The sequence below is a fragment of the Enterobacter sp. ENT02 genome, from assembly GCF_019219165.1.
Classification (GTDB): Bacteria; Pseudomonadota; Gammaproteobacteria; order Enterobacterales; family Enterobacteriaceae; genus Enterobacter; species Enterobacter mori.
Map to the genome: position 1 here is coordinate 226,075 of NZ_JAHUWD010000002.1, position 18,073 is coordinate 244,147.

Annotated in this window: 18 protein-coding genes and 1 riboswitch; of the genes, 14 read left to right on the plus strand and 4 right to left on the minus strand. The window is 58.6% G+C overall.

Annotated elements, in window-relative coordinates:
* The first annotated feature begins 8 nt into the window (after positions 1-8).
* The 3 genes from KW829_RS07030 to hutH all read left to right on the plus strand — a co-directional run bounded on the left by KW829_RS07030 (position 9) and on the right by hutH (position 4,076).
* Positions 9-743 carry a histidine utilization repressor gene (locus KW829_RS07030; RefSeq protein WP_218307901.1) on the plus strand — a complete coding sequence of 245 codons (735 nt, stop codon included), beginning with the start codon at positions 9-11 and terminating at the stop codon, positions 741-743.
* A 127-nt stretch (positions 744-870) separates the two neighbouring features.
* Positions 871-2,556: a urocanate hydratase gene (hutU, locus tag KW829_RS07035; protein ID WP_089598939.1), complete on the plus strand. Its 1,686-nt coding sequence runs from the start codon at positions 871-873 to the stop codon at positions 2,554-2,556.
* Positions 2,556-4,076: a histidine ammonia-lyase gene (gene hutH, locus KW829_RS07040; RefSeq protein WP_218307902.1), complete on the plus strand. Its 1,521-nt coding sequence runs from the start codon at positions 2,556-2,558 to the stop codon at positions 4,074-4,076. Before hutU ends, hutH begins: the two co-directional genes overlap by 1 nt.
* A gap of 102 nt (positions 4,077-4,178) precedes the next feature.
* On the opposite strand, the gene KW829_RS07045 is transcribed toward hutH, so the two are convergent.
* Together KW829_RS07045 and bioA are read right to left on the minus strand one after the other, a co-directional pair.
* On the minus strand, positions 4,179-4,655 hold the full coding sequence (locus tag KW829_RS07045) for a kinase inhibitor (RefSeq protein WP_008501131.1): 477 nt from the start codon (positions 4,653-4,655) through the stop codon (positions 4,179-4,181).
* A 48-nt stretch (positions 4,656-4,703) separates the two neighbouring features.
* On the minus strand, positions 4,704-6,011 hold the full coding sequence (gene bioA / locus KW829_RS07050; protein ID WP_218307903.1) for an adenosylmethionine--8-amino-7-oxononanoate transaminase: 1,308 nt from the start codon (positions 6,009-6,011) through the stop codon (positions 4,704-4,706).
* A 68-nt stretch (positions 6,012-6,079) separates the two neighbouring features.
* Between bioA and bioB the strand changes: the two genes are divergently transcribed.
* From bioB to bioD, 4 genes are read left to right on the plus strand one after another with little or no spacing between them, the layout of a single operon-like run.
* Complete coding sequence (gene bioB / locus KW829_RS07055; protein WP_218307904.1) at positions 6,080-7,120, plus strand: biotin synthase BioB; 1,041 nt, start codon at positions 6,080-6,082, stop codon at positions 7,118-7,120.
* A complete protein-coding gene (bioF, locus tag KW829_RS07060; protein WP_218307905.1) occupies positions 7,117-8,274 on the plus strand; it encodes an 8-amino-7-oxononanoate synthase in 1,158 nt (385 codons plus the stop codon). Before bioB ends, bioF begins: the two co-directional genes overlap by 4 nt.
* Positions 8,258-9,013, plus strand: coding sequence for a malonyl-ACP O-methyltransferase BioC (gene bioC, locus KW829_RS07065; protein ID WP_218307906.1), 756 nt, complete (start codon positions 8,258-8,260; stop codon positions 9,011-9,013). The genes bioF and bioC overlap by 17 nt, the downstream gene beginning before the upstream one ends.
* Positions 9,006-9,707 (plus strand): dethiobiotin synthase, encoded by a 702-nt coding sequence (bioD, locus tag KW829_RS07070; protein WP_218307907.1) that lies wholly within the window; start codon positions 9,006-9,008, stop codon positions 9,705-9,707. Before bioC ends, bioD begins: the two co-directional genes overlap by 8 nt.
* Here the strand turns inward: bioD and KW829_RS07075 are convergent.
* The gene (locus KW829_RS07075; protein WP_010428831.1) at positions 9,670-10,392 is read right to left on the minus strand and encodes an ABC transporter ATP-binding protein; all 723 of its coding nucleotides are present in this window, start codon (positions 10,390-10,392) and stop codon (positions 9,670-9,672) included. The two genes, bioD and KW829_RS07075, sit on opposite strands and share 38 nt — an antisense overlap.
* A gap of 752 nt (positions 10,393-11,144) precedes the next feature.
* Here KW829_RS07075 and uvrB point away from each other — a divergent pair.
* A complete protein-coding gene (gene uvrB / locus KW829_RS07080) occupies positions 11,145-13,160 on the plus strand; it encodes an excinuclease ABC subunit UvrB (protein ID WP_120158384.1) in 2,016 nt (671 codons plus the stop codon).
* Between the two features lie 74 nt (positions 13,161-13,234).
* On the opposite strand, the gene yvcK is transcribed toward uvrB, so the two are convergent.
* Positions 13,235-14,143: a uridine diphosphate-N-acetylglucosamine-binding protein YvcK gene (gene yvcK, locus KW829_RS07085; protein ID WP_010428835.1), complete on the minus strand. Its 909-nt coding sequence runs from the start codon at positions 14,141-14,143 to the stop codon at positions 13,235-13,237.
* Between the two features lie 225 nt (positions 14,144-14,368).
* Positions 14,369-14,502, plus strand: a riboswitch (molybdenum cofactor riboswitch).
* Between yvcK and moaA the strand changes: the two genes are divergently transcribed.
* From moaA to KW829_RS07115, 6 genes are all read left to right on the plus strand, one after another.
* A complete protein-coding gene (gene moaA / locus KW829_RS07090; RefSeq protein WP_100165247.1) occupies positions 14,490-15,479 on the plus strand; it encodes a GTP 3',8-cyclase MoaA in 990 nt (329 codons plus the stop codon). (Overlaps the previous riboswitch by 13 nt.)
* Positions 15,480-15,503: 24 nt before the next feature.
* Positions 15,504-16,016 (plus strand): molybdenum cofactor biosynthesis protein B, encoded by a 513-nt coding sequence (gene moaB, locus KW829_RS07095; protein ID WP_010428839.1) that lies wholly within the window; start codon positions 15,504-15,506, stop codon positions 16,014-16,016.
* Between the two features lie 3 nt (positions 16,017-16,019).
* On the plus strand, positions 16,020-16,505 hold the full coding sequence (moaC, locus tag KW829_RS07100) for a cyclic pyranopterin monophosphate synthase MoaC (RefSeq protein ID WP_089598948.1): 486 nt from the start codon (positions 16,020-16,022) through the stop codon (positions 16,503-16,505).
* The gene (moaD, locus tag KW829_RS07105) at positions 16,498-16,743 is read left to right on the plus strand and encodes a molybdopterin synthase sulfur carrier subunit (RefSeq protein WP_218307908.1); all 246 of its coding nucleotides are present in this window, start codon (positions 16,498-16,500) and stop codon (positions 16,741-16,743) included. The genes moaC and moaD overlap by 8 nt, the downstream gene beginning before the upstream one ends.
* Before the next feature lies 1 nt (position 16,744).
* A complete protein-coding gene (gene moaE / locus KW829_RS07110; protein ID WP_010428844.1) occupies positions 16,745-17,197 on the plus strand; it encodes a molybdopterin synthase catalytic subunit MoaE in 453 nt (150 codons plus the stop codon).
* A gap of 64 nt (positions 17,198-17,261) precedes the next feature.
* Complete coding sequence (locus KW829_RS07115; RefSeq protein ID WP_010428846.1) at positions 17,262-17,969, plus strand: Bax inhibitor-1/YccA family protein; 708 nt, start codon at positions 17,262-17,264, stop codon at positions 17,967-17,969.
* Positions 17,970-18,073 lie beyond the last annotated feature (104 nt).

Below are 18,073 nucleotides of genomic sequence, written 5' to 3' on the forward strand. Positions count from 1 at the left end.
GAGTCACGATGTTTTCACGCTCACCTCTGCCGCCGTCGAGCCCTCCCGCGCCTTTCTACGAAAAGGTGAAGCAGGCCATTAGCGAAAAAATTGCCACCGGCGTCTGGCGGCCGCACGACCGCATTCCCTCGGAGGCCAATCTGGTGGCGCAGTTTGGTTTTAGCCGCATGACCGTCAACCGGGCGCTGCGTGAACTGACCGACGAAGGGCTTCTGGTACGCCTTCAGGGCGTGGGGACGTTTGTGGCGGAACCAAAAGGGCAGTCAGCCCTGTTTGAGATCCGTAGTATTGCCGATGAGATAACCTCGCGAAATCACCAGCACCGCTGTGAGGTGCTGGTGCTCGAAGAGACTCAGGCCAGCGCCGAGCAGGCCGTAGAGCTGAATGTGAAAGAGGGAAGCCGCATTTTCCATTCGGTGATGGTGCATTTTGAGAACGACATTCCGGTGCAGATCGAAGATCGCTGCGTGAACGCTGAACGGATCCCGGACTATCTGAACCAGGATTACACCCACACCACGCCGCATGCGTATCTCTCGCTCGTCGCCCCGCTGACGGAAGGGGAGCACATTGTGGAGGCGGTTCGCGCCACGCCGCAGGAGTGTGAGTTGTTGCGCATCAAAGAGCACGATCCTTGCCTGCTTATTCGCCGCCGCACCTGGTCATCCTCGCAGATTGTGTCGCATGCCAGACTGCTGTTTCCCGGTAACCGTTACCGGCTGCAGGGCCACTTTATGTCATAAGTTTTATAAGCGTGATCGCTAACGCAATATAACAAAATTGTATCTTTTTTGTTAAATCCGACCTTGTGTGTGCTTGTCTATACAAGTATATCTTAATGCATCATCTGTCCCGTATGAGGAGCACACAATGTCGTCAGGTAAATACCGCCAGCAGGACGTTCGCGCGCCGCGCGGCACCACGCTTACCGCCAAAAGCTGGCTCACCGAAGCACCGCTGCGCATGTTAATGAACAACCTTGATCCTGAGGTGGCGGAAAATCCCCACGAGCTGGTGGTCTACGGCGGCATTGGCCGCGCCGCGCGCAACTGGGAGTGCTATGACGCCATTGTCGAGTCCCTCACCAACCTTGAAACTGACGAAACTCTGCTGGTGCAGTCCGGCAAGCCGGTTGGCGTATTCAAAACCCACAAAAACGCGCCGCGCGTGCTGATTGCCAACTCTAACCTGGTGCCGCACTGGGCCACCTGGGAACACTTCAACGAGCTTGATGCGAAAGGGCTGGCGATGTATGGCCAGATGACCGCCGGGAGCTGGATCTACATCGGCAGCCAGGGGATAGTGCAGGGCACATACGAAACCTTCGTGGAAGCCGGTCGCCAGCACTATAACGGCTCGCTGAAAGGCCGCTGGGTGCTAACCGCCGGTCTCGGCGGCATGGGCGGCGCACAGCCGCTGGCTGCCACGCTTGCCGGTGCGTGCTCACTGAACATTGAGTGCCAGCAGAGCCGCATTGATTTCCGTCTGCGTACCCGTTACGTCGATGAACAGGCAACCGATCTGGACGACGCGCTGGCACGCATCAAAAAATACACTTCCGAAGGCAAAGCGGTGTCGATTGCCCTGTGCGGCAACGCGGCGGATATTCTCCCGCAGCTCGTCGCCCGCGGCGTGCGCCCGGATCTGGTCACCGACCAGACCAGCGCCCATGACCCGCTGCACGGTTACCTGCCAAAAGACTGGACGTGGGAAGAATATCAGCAGAAAGCAGAAACCGACCCGGAAGGCACAGTACTTGCGGCTAAACGCGCCATGGCGGAACACGTTTCCGCGATGCTGGCCTTTAGCCAGATGGGCATTCCGACCTTTGATTACGGCAACAACATCCGCCAGATGGCGAAAGAGATGGGCGTAAGCAACGCCTTCGACTTCCCGGGATTCGTTCCGGCCTATATCCGCCCGCTGTTCTGCCGCGGCATCGGTCCGTTCCGCTGGGTTGCCCTGTCCGGCGACCCGGAGGACATCTACAAAACTGATGCCAAAGTGAAGGAGATCGTCGCCGACGACGAACACCTGCATCGCTGGCTGGACATGGCTCGCGAGCGCATTAACTTCCAGGGCCTGCCGGCGCGTATCTGCTGGGTAGGGCTAGAGTGGCGGCAAAAACTCGGCCTCGCCTTTAACGAAATGGTGCGCAGCGGTGAAGTCTCTGCGCCGATTGTCATTGGCCGCGACCATCTGGACTCCGGCTCCGTCGCCAGCCCGAACCGCGAAACCGAAGCCATGCGCGACGGTTCGGATGCGGTCTCCGACTGGCCATTGCTGAACGCCCTGCTGAATACCGCCAGCGGCGCGACCTGGGTGTCGCTGCACCACGGCGGCGGCGTTGGGATGGGCTTCTCCCAGCATTCCGGGATGGTCATAGTCTGTGACGGAACTGACGAAGCCGCCGCGCGTATCGCTCGCGTGCTGCACAACGACCCGGCCACCGGCGTGATGCGTCACGCGGATGCGGGTTATGAGATTGCCATTGACTGTGCCAAAGAGCAGGGGCTGAACCTGCCGATGATCCCTGCCACACAAGGAAAGCAATAATGAATGCATTAACACTCACTCCCGGATCGCTGACGCTCAAACAGCTGCGTAGCGTCTGGCGCCAGCCGGTTACGCTCTCGCTGGATGACAGCGCGCACGCGGCCATTAACGACAGCGTGGCCTGCGTGGAGGCGATTGTTGCCGAAGGGCGCACCGCCTACGGGATTAACACCGGCTTTGGGCTGCTGGCACAGACCCGTATCGCGACGCACGATCTGGAAAACTTACAGCGTTCGCTGGTGCTGTCGCATGCGGCGGGCGTGGGTCAGCCGCTGGACGATGAAATTGTCCGTCTGATGATGGTCCTCAAAATTAACAGCCTGGCGCGCGGTTTCTCCGGCATTCGCCTGAGCGTCATTCAGGCGCTGATGGCGCTGGTCAACGCGGAAGTCTATCCGTGGATCCCGGCGAAAGGTTCAGTTGGGGCATCTGGCGATCTCGCGCCGCTGGCGCACATGTCGCTGCTGTTGCTGGGTGAAGGCAAAGCGCGCTGGCAGGGCGAGTGGCTTCCTGCGAAAGAGGCGCTGAAAAAAGCCGGATTAACACCCATTACGCTGGCGGCGAAAGAGGGGCTGGCGCTGCTGAACGGCACCCAGGCATCGACCGCTTTCGCGCTGCGCGGCCTGTTTGAAGCGGAAGATCTGTTTGCCTCGGCGGTGGTGTGCGGTGCACTGACCACTGAAGCCGTGCTGGGCTCGCGTCGTCCGTTTGATGCCCGCATCCACGAGGTGCGCGGTCAGCGCGGGCAGATTGATGCCGCCGCGATGTACCGTCACGTGCTTACCGACACCAGCGAAATTGCCGATTCACACCATAACTGCGAAAAGGTGCAGGATCCGTATTCCCTGCGCTGCCAGCCGCAGGTGATGGGTGCGTGCCTGACGCAGCTGCGCCAGGCGGCAGAGGTGCTGCTGGTCGAAGCCAACGCGGTGTCCGATAACCCGCTGGTGTTCGCCGAGGAAAACGAGGTTATTTCCGGAGGCAACTTCCACGCCGAGCCGGTGGCGATGGCGGCGGATAATATCGCCCTTGCGATTGCCGAAGTCGGCGCGTTGTCTGAGCGCCGCATTGCGCTGATGATGGATAAACATATGTCCCAGCTGCCACCGTTCCTGGTGCGTAACGGCGGGGTCAACTCGGGCTTTATGATTGCCCAGGTGACGGCCGCAGCGCTGGCAAGCGAGAACAAAGCGCTGTCGCACCCGCACAGCGTGGACAGCCTGCCAACGTCAGCGAACCAGGAAGATCATGTCTCGATGGCACCGGCTGCCGGGCGTCGTCTCTGGGAAATGGCCTCCAACACCCGCGGCGTGCTGGCGGTGGAATGGCTGGCGGCAAGTCAGGGTATCGATCTGCGAGAAGGTCTAAAATCCAGCCCGCTGCTGGAGCAGGCGCGTCATGCGCTGCGCGAGCACGTTACGCATTACGATGACGACCGCTTCTTTGCGCCGGATATTGATAAGGCGATGCAGCTTCTGGAAGAGGGAAGGCTTGTAGGTCTGCTACCTTCGGTGCTGTGATTTTCCCCTCACCCTAACCCTCTCCCACAGGGAGAGGGAATAGTCAGGTTTTCTCCCTCTCCCTGTGGGAGAGGGCCGGGGTGAGGGCATCAGCTCGCACGATTATGAATACATCGCCGTAATCGACGCGCTCCCAAGCGAATGGAAATGCACGTTAAACCCTACCATCGCGCCGCTCGCGCCTTCATCGACCTCAATTTTCTCCACATCCAGCGCGTGCACCGTAAAGATATAGCGGTGAGTTTCCCCTTTTGGCGGCGCCGCACCGCCGTAGCCCGCTTTACCAAAATCGGTGCGCGTCTGAATGGCACCTTCAGGCAGGGCAACCAGGTCAGAGCCGGAACCCTGCGGCAGCACGCGCGTGTCGGCAGGCAGGTTCGCCACGATCCAGTGCCACCAGCCGGAGCCGGTCGGCGCGTCCGGGTCGTAGCAGGTCACGACAAAGCTTTTGGTTCCGGCCGGAACCTCGTCCCACGCCAGGTGCGGGGAGATATTGTCTCCCTGATACCCCATGCCGTTGAATACGTGGCGTTCCGGGAGCTTTTCGCCGTCGCGCAGATCTTTACTGATGATTTTCATACGATTTACCCTCGTTAATCACTCGTTCAGGAAGTGTAACGCATGGGGTCAAATCGTGAAATGCGCGGGAATGTTAACGGCTGTAACGACCGCGTCGGTTAATTTACGCAGCTGCTCTGGCGTGATGCTGTACGGCGGCATCAGATAGATAAGCTTGCCGAACGGACGCACCCAGACGCCCTGCTCAACGAAGAAGCGCTGCAGCGCCGCCATGTTTACCGGATGGGTGGTTTCAATCACCCCGATGGCACCCAGCACGCGAACGTCCGCCACAAAATTTGCACCTGAAGCCACGCTCAGCTCCTCTTTCAGCTGTGCTTCAATCGCCGCCACCTGCGTTTGCCACTCGCCGCTATCCAGAATGGCAAGGCTTTCACTCGCGACTGCGCAGGCCAGCGGGTTGCCCATAAACGTCGGGCCGTGCATAAAGCAGCCCGCCTCGCCGTCACTGATGGTATCAGCAACGTGACGGGTGGTTAGCGTGGCGGAGAGCGTCATGGTGCCGCCGGTCAGCGCTTTACCCAGGCACAGAATATCCGGGGCGATACCCGCATGCTCGCAGGCAAACAGCTTGCCGGTGCGGCCAAAACCGGTGGCGATTTCATCGGCAATCAGCAGAATGCCCTCGCGGTCGCACATCTTGCGAATACGCTTCAGCCACTCCGGATGGTACATCCGCATTCCGCCTGCGCCCTGCACAATCGGCTCAAGGATCACGGCGGCGATGTCATGGCGGTGCGCCGCCATCAGCCGCGCGAAGCCGACCATGTCCATCTCGTTCCACTCGCCGTCGAAGCGGCTCTGCGGGGCCGGGGCAAACAGGTTTTCCGGCAGATAGCCTTTCCACAGGCTGTGCATGGAGTTGTCCGGATCGCACACCGACATCGCCCCGAAGGTATCCCCGTGATAGCCGTTGCGGAAGGTGAGGAACCGCTGGCGCGTTTCGCCCAACGCATGCCAGTACTGCAGCGCCATTTTCATCGCCACTTCCACCGCCACGGAGCCGGAATCGGCCAGGAACACGCACTCCAGCGATTCAGGCGTCATCGCCACCAGGCGACGGCATAAATCCACCGCGGGCTGATGGGTGATTCCGCCAAACATCACGTGCGACATCTGGTCAATCTGCGCCTTCATCGCTGCATTCAGGCGCGGGTGATTGTACCCGTGAATGGCCGCCCACCAGGAAGACATGCCGTCAACGAGCCGCTCGCCGCTGGCGAGATGCAGCTCGCAGCCGTGGGCCGAGGCCACCGGATAGACGGGAAGGGGGCGGGTGGTGGAGGTGTAAGGGTGCCAGATATGCTGCTTGTCGAAGGCGAGATCGTCCTGGGTCATAATCGACTTGTAAACCATTTTGAAAAGTTTTAGGTTTACGAGTATAAACCGAACCGAAAATTAACAAAACCCTTTGGAGAAGCCCAATGGCTCACCACGCACGCTGGACGATGTCGCAAGTTACTGAATTATTCAACAAACCTTTCCTTGAGCTGATGTTCGAAGCGCAGCAGGTGCATCGTCAGCACTTCGATCCACGTCATGTTCAGGTCAGCACGCTGCTGTCGATCAAGACCGGTGCCTGTCCTGAAGACTGCAAATATTGCCCGCAGAGCGCGCGCTACAAAACTGGCCTGGAATCCGAACGGCTGATGGAAGTTGAGCAGGTGCTCGACTCGGCGCGCAAGGCGAAAAACGCCGGTTCAACCCGCTTCTGCATGGGCGCGGCGTGGAAGAATCCGCACGATCGCGACATGCCGTATCTGGAGCAGATGGTAAAGGGCGTGAAGGAGATGGGCCTCGAAGCCTGTATGACGCTCGGCACGCTGAACGACGAGCAGGCGCAGCGCCTCTCCGCGGCGGGGCTGGACTATTACAACCACAACCTCGACACCTCGCCGGAGTTTTACGGCAACGTCATCACCACCCGTACCTATCAGGAGCGTCTGGATACGCTGGATAAAGTCCGTGACGCGGGGATCAAGGTCTGCTCCGGCGGTATCGTGGGCTTAGGCGAAACGGTGAAAGACCGCGCGGGCCTGCTGCTGCAACTGGCGAACCTGCCGACGCCGCCGGAAAGCGTGCCGATCAACATGCTGGTGAAGGTTAAGGGCACGCCGATGGCGGACAACGACGACGTGGATGCGTTTGATTTTATCCGCACCATCGCGGTGGCGCGCATCATGATGCCGACCTCTTACGTTCGCCTCTCCGCCGGTCGCGAGCAGATGAGTGAGCAAACTCAGGCCATGTGCTTTATGGCCGGGGCCAATTCCATCTTCTACGGCTGCAAGCTGCTGACCACGCCGAACCCGGAAGAGGACAAAGACGTTCAGCTGTTCCGCAAGCTGGGGCTGAACCCGCACCAGACCGAGGTGCTGACGGGCGATAACGAGCAACAGCAGCAGCTGGAGCAGCAGATTTTCAACGCCGACACCGACCAGTTCTACAACGCGGCAGCCGTATGACCTGGCAGGCACGAATACATACCGCGCTGAACGAACGCCGGGCGGCAGAGGCGTTTCGCGTTCGCAGGGTGGTGGAAAACGGCGCGGGCCGTTTTCTTACCCGCGAGGGGCGGCAGTTTTGTAATTTCTCCAGCAACGACTATCTCGGGCTGAGCCAGCATCCGGCCATCATTCGCGCCTGGCAGCAGGGCGCAGAGCGGTTTGGCGTGGGCAGCGGCGGCTCGGGACACGTCAGCGGCTACACCACGGCGCATCAGGCGCTGGAAGAGACGCTTGCCGACTGGCTCGGCTACCCGCGCGCGCTGCTGTTTATCTCCGGCTTTGCCGCGAATCAGGCGGTTATTACCGCGCTGATGGAAAAAGAGGACCGCATTGTCGCTGACCGCCTGAGCCACGCCTCGCTGCTCGAGGCGGCAAATTTAAGCCCGGCACAGCTGCGCCGCTTTGCTCATAACGATGCGGGGCAGCTCGCCGCGCTGCTGGATAAACCCTGCGACGGACAGCAGTTGGCAGTGACGGAAGGGGTGTTCAGCATGGACGGCGACAGCGCGCCGCTTGCCGCGCTGCACGAGGCCGCAAAACGGCAAAACGCCTGGCTGCTGGTGGACGATGCCCACGGTATTGGCGTGATGGGCGACGAAGGGCGCGGCAGCGCGCATCAGCAAAACGTGAAGCCGGAACTGCTGATTGTCACCTTCGGCAAAGGCTTTGGCGTGAGCGGGGCCGCCGTGCTGTGCAGCGATTCGGTCGCTGACTATCTGCTGCAGTTTGCCCGACACCTGATCTACAGCACCAGCATGCCTCCGGCGCAGGCCGTGGCGCTGTCTGCGTCGCTGGCGGTGATCCGCAGCGCAGAAGGAGATGAACGTCGCCAGCGGCTGGCAGAGCATATCTCCCGCTTCCGCCAGGGGTTAGCGGCGCTGCCCTTCCACAGTCCCGATTCGCAGAGCGCTATCCAGCCGGTGATTGTCGGCGAAAACGGCCGCGCGCTGGCGCTGGCACAGGCGCTACGCGAGCGCGGCATGTGGGTGACCGCCATCCGCCCGCCAACGGTCCCGCCGGGCACCGCGCGGCTGCGCTTAACCCTGACGGCGGCACATGAGGCACGGGATATCCAGACGCTGCTGGAGGTGCTCCATGATGCAGGTGAATAAACAGGCCGTTGCGGCGGCATTTGGTCGGGCCGCGCAGAGCTATTCGCAGCACGATGAACTGCAGCGTCAGAGCGCGGAGGGGCTTCTGGCCGCGCTTGGCGAGAATCGTTTTCCGAAGGTGCTGGACGCGGGCTGTGGTCCCGGCAGCAACAGCCGCTACTGGCGCGGGACGGGAAGCCTGGTCACGGCTATCGACCTCTCAGACCAGATGCTCGACGAGGCGCGTCAGAGGCAGGCAGCGGATCGCTATTTGCTGGCCGATATCGAGGCTATCCCGCTGGCGGATGCGCAGTTCGATCTGGTCTGGAGTCATCTGGCGGTCCAGTGGTGCAGCAGCCTGCCACAGGCCTTACGCGAGCTTTATCGCATGGCGCGACCGGGCGGGAAGGTGGCCTTTACCACCTTGCTGGAAAGCTCGTTGCCTGAGCTGAACCAGGCGTGGAAAGCGGTGGATGAGCAGCCGCACGCTAACCGCTTTTTATCGCATGAACAGGTGACGCAGGCGCTGGCAGGCTGGCGCTATCGCAGCACGGTACAGACCATCACCCTCAATTTTAGTGATGCGTTCAGCGCCATGCGCTCGCTGAAGGGCATCGGGGCCACGCATCTGCATGCCGGGCGGGAGAGAAAACTGCTCACCCGCGGACAACTGCAGCGTCTGGAGCTGGCCTGGCCGCAGCAGCGGGGGCATTTCCCGCTCTCTTATCAACTTTTTCATGGGATTATCGAACGTGACTGAACGTTATTTTGTGACCGGCACGGACACGGAAGTGGGCAAAACGGTTGCCAGCTCGGCGCTGCTGCAGGCAGCGCAAAAGCTTGGGAAAAACACCGCCGGCTATAAGCCCGTTGCTTCCGGCAGCGAGATGACGGCGGAAGGGTTACGCAACACCGACGCGCTGGCGCTCCAGCGCAACAGCACGCTTGAGCTTGCCTATGCAGCGGTGAATCCGTACACCTTTGCCGAGCCGACCTCGCCGCACATAATCAGCGCCGATGAAGGCCGTCCGATTGATTTCGCCGTGCTGTCTGCCGGATTACGGGCGCTGGAAAGCCAGGCCGACTGGGTGCTGGTGGAGGGGGCTGGCGGCTGGTTTACGCCGCTTTGCGAAGAAAACACCTTTGCTGACTGGGTGCAGGCCGAGCAGCTTCCGGTCATTCTTGTCGTCGGCGTCAAGCTGGGCTGCATCAATCACGCCATGTTGACGGCGCAGGCCGTACAGCAGGCCGGGCTGCGTCTGGCGGGCTGGATAGCCAACGACGTGGTCGCGCCAGGGAAACGACACCAGGAGTATCTGGCGACCCTCAAACGCGTGCTCCCCGCGCCGTGCCTAGGGGAAATCCCCTGGCTTGCGGACGGCGCGGAAAATGCCGAAACCGGGTGTTATCTCGACCTCAGCGTCTTGCTTCCCGCGACATCCAGTGGGCGATAAGCTCGTCATCCAGTTCGTTAACGTGGCCCTGCGCCACGTTACGCCCGCGATAGAGCATGCAGAAACGCTCCGCAACCCGGCGGATAAACGACAGCTGTTGCTCCGCTAATAACACCGTCATACCCAGCTCCCGATTTAAGCGCACCAGCAGCTGCCCCAGCTTCTGGGCGAAGCTGTGTCCTGCGCCGTGCAGGGGTTCATCGAGGATCAGCAGGCGCGGGCGGTTCACCAGCGCGTTGGCCAGCGCCAGCTGATACTGGTCGTCCGGAGAGAGCGTGTTGGCGCGGGCCTGCCGCAGCGCATAGAGTGCCGGAAACAGGTCGTAAACGTCTCTTTTCGCCTCAGGATCGGGTTTCCCCACGGCCTGCATCGCAATATGCAAATTCTCATCGATGGTCAGCTGGGAAAAGATCCGTCTGTCCTGCGGGACATAGCCTATGCCCGGCATGGAACGGTGCTCTGACGCCTGGTTGAGCAAATCGCGCGGCGGCGCACCGGCTTCATGCCAGATAATGGTGCCGCTTTCGACGGGCACTTTTCCGGTAATGCAGTTCATCAGGGTCGTTTTGCCCATCCCCGGCAGGCCAACGACGCCTGTACACATGCCTTGCGGAAAATCTAAATCCAGGTTCCATAGCGTATGTTGGCTTCCGTAAAACTGATTCACAGCACGCAGACTCAACATCTTTCTCTCCTTAAAAATGTTTATTGATGACGCTCGTAGTGGACTGTGCAAAACGCCTGCCAGAAACCATAAAGTGATTAAAAAAGGGGCTTTTTTAGGAATAAGTCTCTGCGGATCGTCGTGCGGATCCTTAAATTGCACATCAACGGTGCCGGAAGCGGTGAATTATGGTGCAGGGCGCGAAATGGCGGTTTTGTGAGCGAGATCGCATGCGTTGGTTATGAATGACTCAACTGTTTATCATCAAAAAATAGCTATAAAAATTTTTTGTTACCGCCTCGTGGGAAAAACCGGGAATTTGCCGAGTGGCGGTCTGTACGGGCTGGACGCAGTTATCCACTATTCCTGTGGATAACCATGTGCATTAGAGTTAGAAAACACGCGATAAGCGAGAGAATACGCGGGTTACGCCCGAATTGATGCGAAACACGGCTTTAGAAAATATCGCTTAGTAATTAACTGGTTAGATAAAATCAATTGCCGTCATGAAACTGTCACCCGTTGCCACAAAACTATCATTACCTGGCTTGACAAATGTTAAAAAAGGAAAAGTTCTGGGGATAACCGAGTCAGGCTGGTGTTTTATTTTGTCACAGTCTACATTTCAACCGGGATCGCGCTCATTCCCCGGGCGCTACTCTAAATATCCTGCCACGCTACTGGTTTTTCATCCAGTGTTTTTTACTGGCATTCCTGGCAACAACGAGTAAAATTACTCACCTGCCGCTTATAACGTCATCAGGTTGTCGCCCATGAGTAAACCGTTCAAATTGAATTCTGCTTTCCGTCCTTCGGGGGATCAGCCCGAGGCCATCCGCCGTCTGGAAGAGGGGCTGGAAGATGGGCTGGCGCATCAGACGCTATTAGGTGTGACGGGGTCAGGTAAAACCTTCACCGTCGCCAACGTGATTGCGGATCTCCAGCGCCCCACGATGGTGCTGGCACCCAATAAAACCCTGGCGGCGCAGCTTTATGGTGAGATGAAAGAGTTCTTCCCGGACAACGCGGTGGAGTATTTCGTCTCCTACTACGATTACTACCAGCCAGAAGCCTATGTGCCGAGCTCTGACACCTTCATCGAGAAGGATGCCTCAGTGAACGAACACATTGAGCAGATGCGTCTGTCGGCCACTAAGGCGCTTCTGGAGCGTCGCGATGTTGTGGTTGTCGCATCGGTTTCCGCGATCTACGGCCTGGGCGATCCGGATCTCTATCTCAAGATGATGCTGCACCTGACGCAGGGGATGATCATCGACCAGCGCGCCATCGTCCGTCGTCTGGCGGAGCTGCAGTATGCCCGTAACGATCAGGCTTTCCAGCGCGGGACGTTCCGCGTACGCGGTGAGGTGATCGACATCTTCCCGGCGGAATCAGACGATATGGCGCTGCGCGTCGAGCTGTTTGACGAAGAGGTTGAACGCCTGTCGCTCTTCGATCCGCTGACCGGACACATTGAATCGGTGATCCAGCGCTTCACCATCTACCCGAAAACGCACTACGTGACGCCGCGCGAGCGTATTGTGCAGGCGATGGAAGAGATCAAAGTGGAGCTGGCCGAGCGCCGTAAGGTGCTGCTGGCCAACAACAAGCTGCTGGAAGAACAGCGCCTGAGCCAGCGTACCCAGTTTGACCTTGAGATGATGAACGAGCTGGGCTACTGCTCCGGTATTGAAAACTACTCGCGCTTCCTCTCCGGGCGCGGGCCGGGCGAGCCGCCACCGACGCTTTTTGACTACCTTCCGGCAGACGGTTTGCTGGTGATCGACGAATCTCACGTTACGATCCCGCAGATCGGCGGGATGTACCGCGGTGACCGCGCGCGTAAAGAGACGCTGGTGGAATACGGCTTCCGCCTGCCGTCGGCGCTGGATAACCGCCCGATGAAGTTTGAAGAGTTTGAGGCGCTCGCGCCGCAAACCATTTACGTCTCGGCCACGCCGGGCAACTACGAGCTGGAGAAATCCGGTGAAGACGTTGTCGATCAGGTTGTGCGTCCAACGGGTCTGCTCGACCCGATTATTGAAGTTCGTCCGGTGGCGACTCAGGTGGACGATCTGCTCTCGGAAATTCGCGCTCGTTCCGCCATCAACGAGCGCGTGCTGGTGACCACGCTCACCAAACGCATGGCGGAAGACCTGACCGAGTATCTGGAAGAGCACGGCGAGAAGGTGCGTTATCTGCACTCGGATATCGATACCGTGGAGCGCATGGAAATTATTCGCGATCTGCGTCTGGGCGAGTTTGACGTGCTGGTGGGGATCAACCTGCTGCGAGAAGGTCTGGATATGCCGGAAGTCTCACTGGTGGCGATTCTGGATGCGGATAAAGAGGGTTTCCTGCGTTCCGAGCGTTCGCTGATCCAGACCATTGGCCGCGCCGCGCGTAACGTTAACGGTAAAGCGATTCTGTACGGTGACAAAATCACCCCATCGATGGCGAAAGCTATTGGTGAAACGGAGCGCCGCCGCGAGAAACAGCAGCGCTACAACGAAGAGCACGGCATTACGCCGCAGGGTCTGAACAAGAAGGTGGTGGATATCCTGGCGCTGGGCCAGAACATTGCCAAAACCAAAGCGAAAGGTCGCGGCAAGGCGCGCTCAGTGGTGGAAGAAGATACCGTCGTGCTGACGCCGAAAGCGCTACAGCAGAAAATCCACGAGCTGGAAGGACAGATGATGCAGCACGCGCAGAACCTGGAGTTCGAAGAGGCAGCGCAGATCCGCGACCAGCTTCATCAGCTGCGGGATCTTTTCATTGCCGCATCCTAGTTAAAGCGGCGTGTTTTCTCCCTCTCCCTGTGGGAGAGGGCCGGGGTGAGGGCATCAGGCCGCACAAAACGAGCCTAACCCAGTGCCTGAATCGCCTTCTCCAGCGCCTCGCGCAGCAGGTGACGGTCATGGCGATATTTAATATCACTCGCCTCTAGCGGCTCCTGCACCACCACGCGGTCGCCAATACCCGATACGTCCACCTTCGGCCCCACCACGACACCGTCGATAATTTTTTTACCGACGTACTGCTCCATTAAATCAAGCTTGTCCGCCAGCGACAGGCTCGCCGCCGCCGGGCTCAGTTCACGTCCCAGGTTACCGATGTAGACCATCGGGGCGGGGGTGCGGCGCAGCGCCTGCGCTAGCTCTTTCACCAGCAGAATCGGCATCAGGCTGGTGTAAAAACTACCAGGGCCAATCAGGATCAGATCCGCTTCACCGATGGCTTCTACCGCTTCGCGCGTGGCGGGGACGCTTGGATAGGTCATTAGCTCCGTTGGCGGCAGGATAAGCTGATCAATATTCACCTCACCGTAAACTTCATGCCCTTCAGCGTCGATAGCCATTAAATCGACCGGTTGTTCAGACATGGGGATCAGAAATGCATCCACTTTAAGCAGATTACGGATCAGGTTGATGGCTTCGAGAGGCCGCACACTTAGGTGATCTAAGGCCTTTAACATCAGATTTCCGAGGTTATGCCCGGAAAGTTCGCCATTACCGCCAAAACGGTACTCAAACATCGCCGATGCGACGCTCGGTTCGGTAATTAACTGGTTCAGACAGTTGCGCATATCTCCCCAGGCAATCCCGCCTTCGGCACGTCGGATCCGCCCCGTTGAGCCGCCGTTATCGGTGGTGGTCACTATCCCTGTCAGCCTTGACCCGAGTGACGACAATGAGGACATGACGCGGCCCAGGCCGTGGCCTCCGCCAAGAGCGACCACTCGGTCAAGATCCGCAAAAGTGCGATTGCGCATAGGTATTCCTTATCACGTTCGATCGCGTAACAGTAACCTAACTACCCCTAAAAGACGATGCCTCAGCCGATGCAAAATGACGTATATCAATGTGAAAGTGCAGTTTTTGGGTATCCTGTAGCGAAAATGCACGATTAAGTCGCTATGTATATAATTATATAGCGAAATGCGAGAATGGCGAAGTGATGATTTCCGCGTTACTATCGCTATAACCACGTTTTCATTTTTGAAAACATACACTCTAGCCCTGGCGCCTGTGTCGAACGATATGGCGCCCTGGCCGTGGCAAATTAGCCACCAGGGTACAGAAAGAAATGACTGTGCCTCCCGATCTGGAAAGGTGTACATGGCTTCACAACTTACTGATGCTTTCGCGCGTAAGTTTTATTACTTACGTCTGTCGATTACCGATGTGTGTAACTTCCGTTGCACCTACTGCCTGCCCGATGGCTACAAGCCGGGTAAGGTCACCAATAACGGCTTTCTCTCCGTGGATGAAGTGCGCCGCGTTACGCGCGCCTTCTCTGAACTCGGCACGGAAAAGGTGCGTCTGACCGGTGGCGAACCCTCTTTACGTCGTGATTTCCCCGACATCATTGCCGCCGTGCGTGAAAACGAACGTATCCGCCAGATAGCGGTGACCACTAACGGTTACCGCATGGCGCGCGACGTGGCGAACTGGCGCGATGCGGGCCTGACGGCGATCAACGTCAGCGTAGATAGCCTCGATGCCCGTCAGTTCCACGCCATTACCGGACAGGACAAATTCCATCAGGTGATGGAAGGCATCGACGCCGCATTCACTGCGGGGTTCGACAAAGTCAAAGTGAATACCGTGCTGATGCGTGATGTAAACCATCATCAGCTGGACACCTTCCTGGCGTGGATCAAACCACGCCGCATTCAACTGCGTTTTATTGAGCTGATGGAAACCGGCGAGGGCAGCGAGCTGTTCCGTCGTCATCACATCTCTGGCATGGTGCTGCGCGACGCGCTGCTGAGACGCGGCTGGATCCACCAGATCCGCCAGCGCAGCGACGGCCCGGCGCAGGTCTTTTGTCATCCGGATTACGAAGGTGAGATAGGGCTTATCATGCCCTATGAGAAAGACTTCTGCGCCAGCTGCAACCGCCTGCGCGTCTCCTCCGTTGGCAAGCTTCATCTCTGCCTGTTTGGCGACGGCGGCGTAGATCTTCGCGATTTGCTGGAAGACGATGCGCAGCAGGACGCGCTTGAAGCACGCATTTCTGAAGCGCTGACGCATAAAAAACAGACCCACTTCCTGCATCAGGGCAATACCGGCATTACTCAGAACCTGTCTTACATCGGCGGGTAATCAGTCTTAAGAAGGAATCAGAAGATGAGTCAGGTAAGCGCAGAATTTATCCCGACACGCATTGCTATCCTTACCGTTTCCGACCGCCGTGGCGAAGAGGATGATACCTCCGGTCACTGGCTGCGTGATGAGGCGCATGACGCGGGGCATCACATCGTCGATAAAGCGATCGTAAAAGAGAACCGCTACGCCATTCGTGCTCAGGTCTCTCAGTGGATCGCCAGCGATGAGGTGCAGGTGGTGTTGATTACCGGCGGCACCGGCTTTACCGCAGGCGATCAGACTCCCGAAGCGCTGATCCCGCTGTTCGACCGCGAAGTGGAAGGCTTCGGCGAAGTGTTCCGCATGCTCTCCTTTGAAGAGATTGGTACCTCCACGCTCCAGTCACGCGCCGTGGCGGGCGTGGCGAACAACACGCTGATTTTCGCTATGCCGGGCTCGACCAAAGCCTGCCGTACCGCGTGGGAAAACATCATCGCCCCGCAGCTGGATGCCCGTACCCGTCCGTGTAATTTCCACCCCCATTTAAAGAAATAAGCTATGTCACAACTGACCCACATTAACGCCGCCGGTGAAGCGCATATGGTGGATGTTTCCGCCAAAGCGGAAACGGTGCGCGAGGCGCGCGCGGAAGCGTTCGTCACTATGCTGCCAGAAACCCTGGCGATGATTCTCGACGGCAGCCACCACAAAGGTGATGTCTTTGCGACCGCGCGCATCGCCGGTATTCAGGCCGCGAAACGCACCTGGGACTTAATTCCGCTGTGCCATCCGCTGATGCTGAGCAAGGTGGAAGTGAACCTGCAGGCGCAGCCTGAGCACAGCCGCGTACGCATTGAGTCACTCTGCCGCTTAACCGGGAAGACCGGCGTTGAGATGGAAGCGCTGACGGCGGCCTCCGTCGCCGCGCTGACCATCTACGATATGTGCAAAGCAGTGCAGAAAGATATGGTCATTGGCCCGGTGCGCCTGCTGGCGAAAAGCGGCGGCAAATCCGGTGATTTTAAGGTGGACAGCCATGATTAAGGTGCTCTTTTTTGCCCAGGTGCGCGAGCTGGTCAATACCGACAGCCTGACGCTGGATGCGTCCTTCGAAAACGTCGCTGCCCTGCGCACGCATCTGGCGGCACAAAGCGACCGCTGGGCGCTGGCGCTCGAGGAAGGCAAGCTGCTGGCCGCCGTGAATCAGACGCTGGTTGAATTCACCCATCCGCTGAAAGCGGGGGATGAGGTGGCCTTCTTCCCGCCGGTGACAGGGGGCTAAGATGGCTGAAACCCGAATTCTGGTCGGTCACGAGCGCTTTAATGTTGGTACAGAATATGACTGGTTGGCCGAGCGCGATGAAGATGGTGCGGTCGTCACCTTTACCGGTAAAGTGCGCAACCACAACCTCGGCGACAGCGTGAAGGCGCTGACGCTGGAGCACTATCCGGGGATGACCGAGAAATCGCTGGCGGCGATTGTCGACGAGGCGCGGGGCCGCTGGCCGCTTGGCCGCATCACGGTGATTCACCGCATCGGCGAGATGTGGCCTGGCGAGGAGATTGTCTTCGTCGGGGTGACCAGCGCGCACCGCGGCAGTGCGTTTGCGGCAGGGGAGTTCATTATGGACTATCTCAAAACCAAAGCCCCGTTCTGGAAGCGTGAAGCCACGCCGGAAGGTGACCGCTGGGTGGAATCGCGCGACAGCGATAAACAAGCCGCCAGCCGTTGGTAGTCGGTTTACGTGGATGTGTTAATCTTAACGTGTGTGTCTACTTAATCTTAATCAGGAGTGAATCATGGACCGATTTCCGCGTTCCGATTCAATAGTACAGCAGACCCGTAGCGGCCTGCAGACGTATATGGCTCAGGTGTACGGCTGGATGACGGTCGGCCTGCTGCTTACCGCGTTTATCGCGTGGTATGCGGCGAACACGCCTGAACTGATGATGTTTATCTTTTCCAGCAAAATCACCTTCTTTGGGCTGATTATCGCGCAGCTGGCGCTGGTGTTTGTGCTTTCTGGCCTGGTGCAAAAGCTGAGTGCCGGAATGGCGACCACGCTGTTTATGCTCTATTCAGCGCTAACCGGACTGACGCTTTCCAGTATTTTCATCGTTTACACCTACTCCTCCATCGCCAGCACCTTTGTGGTGACCGGCGGGATGTTCGGCGTGATGAGCCTGTATGGCTACACCACCAAACGTGACCTGAGTGGATTAGGCAACATGCTGTTTATGGGGCTGATTGGGATCGTGCTGGCGTCGCTGGTGAACCTGTGGCTGAAGAGTGACGCGCTGATGTGGGCTGTGACCTACATCGGGGTGGTGGTCTTCGTTGGCTTGACGGCCTACGACACCCAGAAGCTGAAAAACATCGGCGAGCAGATTGACGTGCGCGACAGTTCTAACCTGCGCAAATACTCGATTCTGGGGGCGTTGACGCTGTACCTGGACTTCATCAACCTGTTCCTGATGCTGCTGCGTATTTTCGGCAACCGTCGCTAGTTATTTCCCCCTCACCCTAACCCTCTCCCTCAGGGAGAGGGGATTACACGGTGCGGGCTTTTCTCCCTCTCCCAGTGGGAGAGGGCATCAGACCGCAGCGCTAC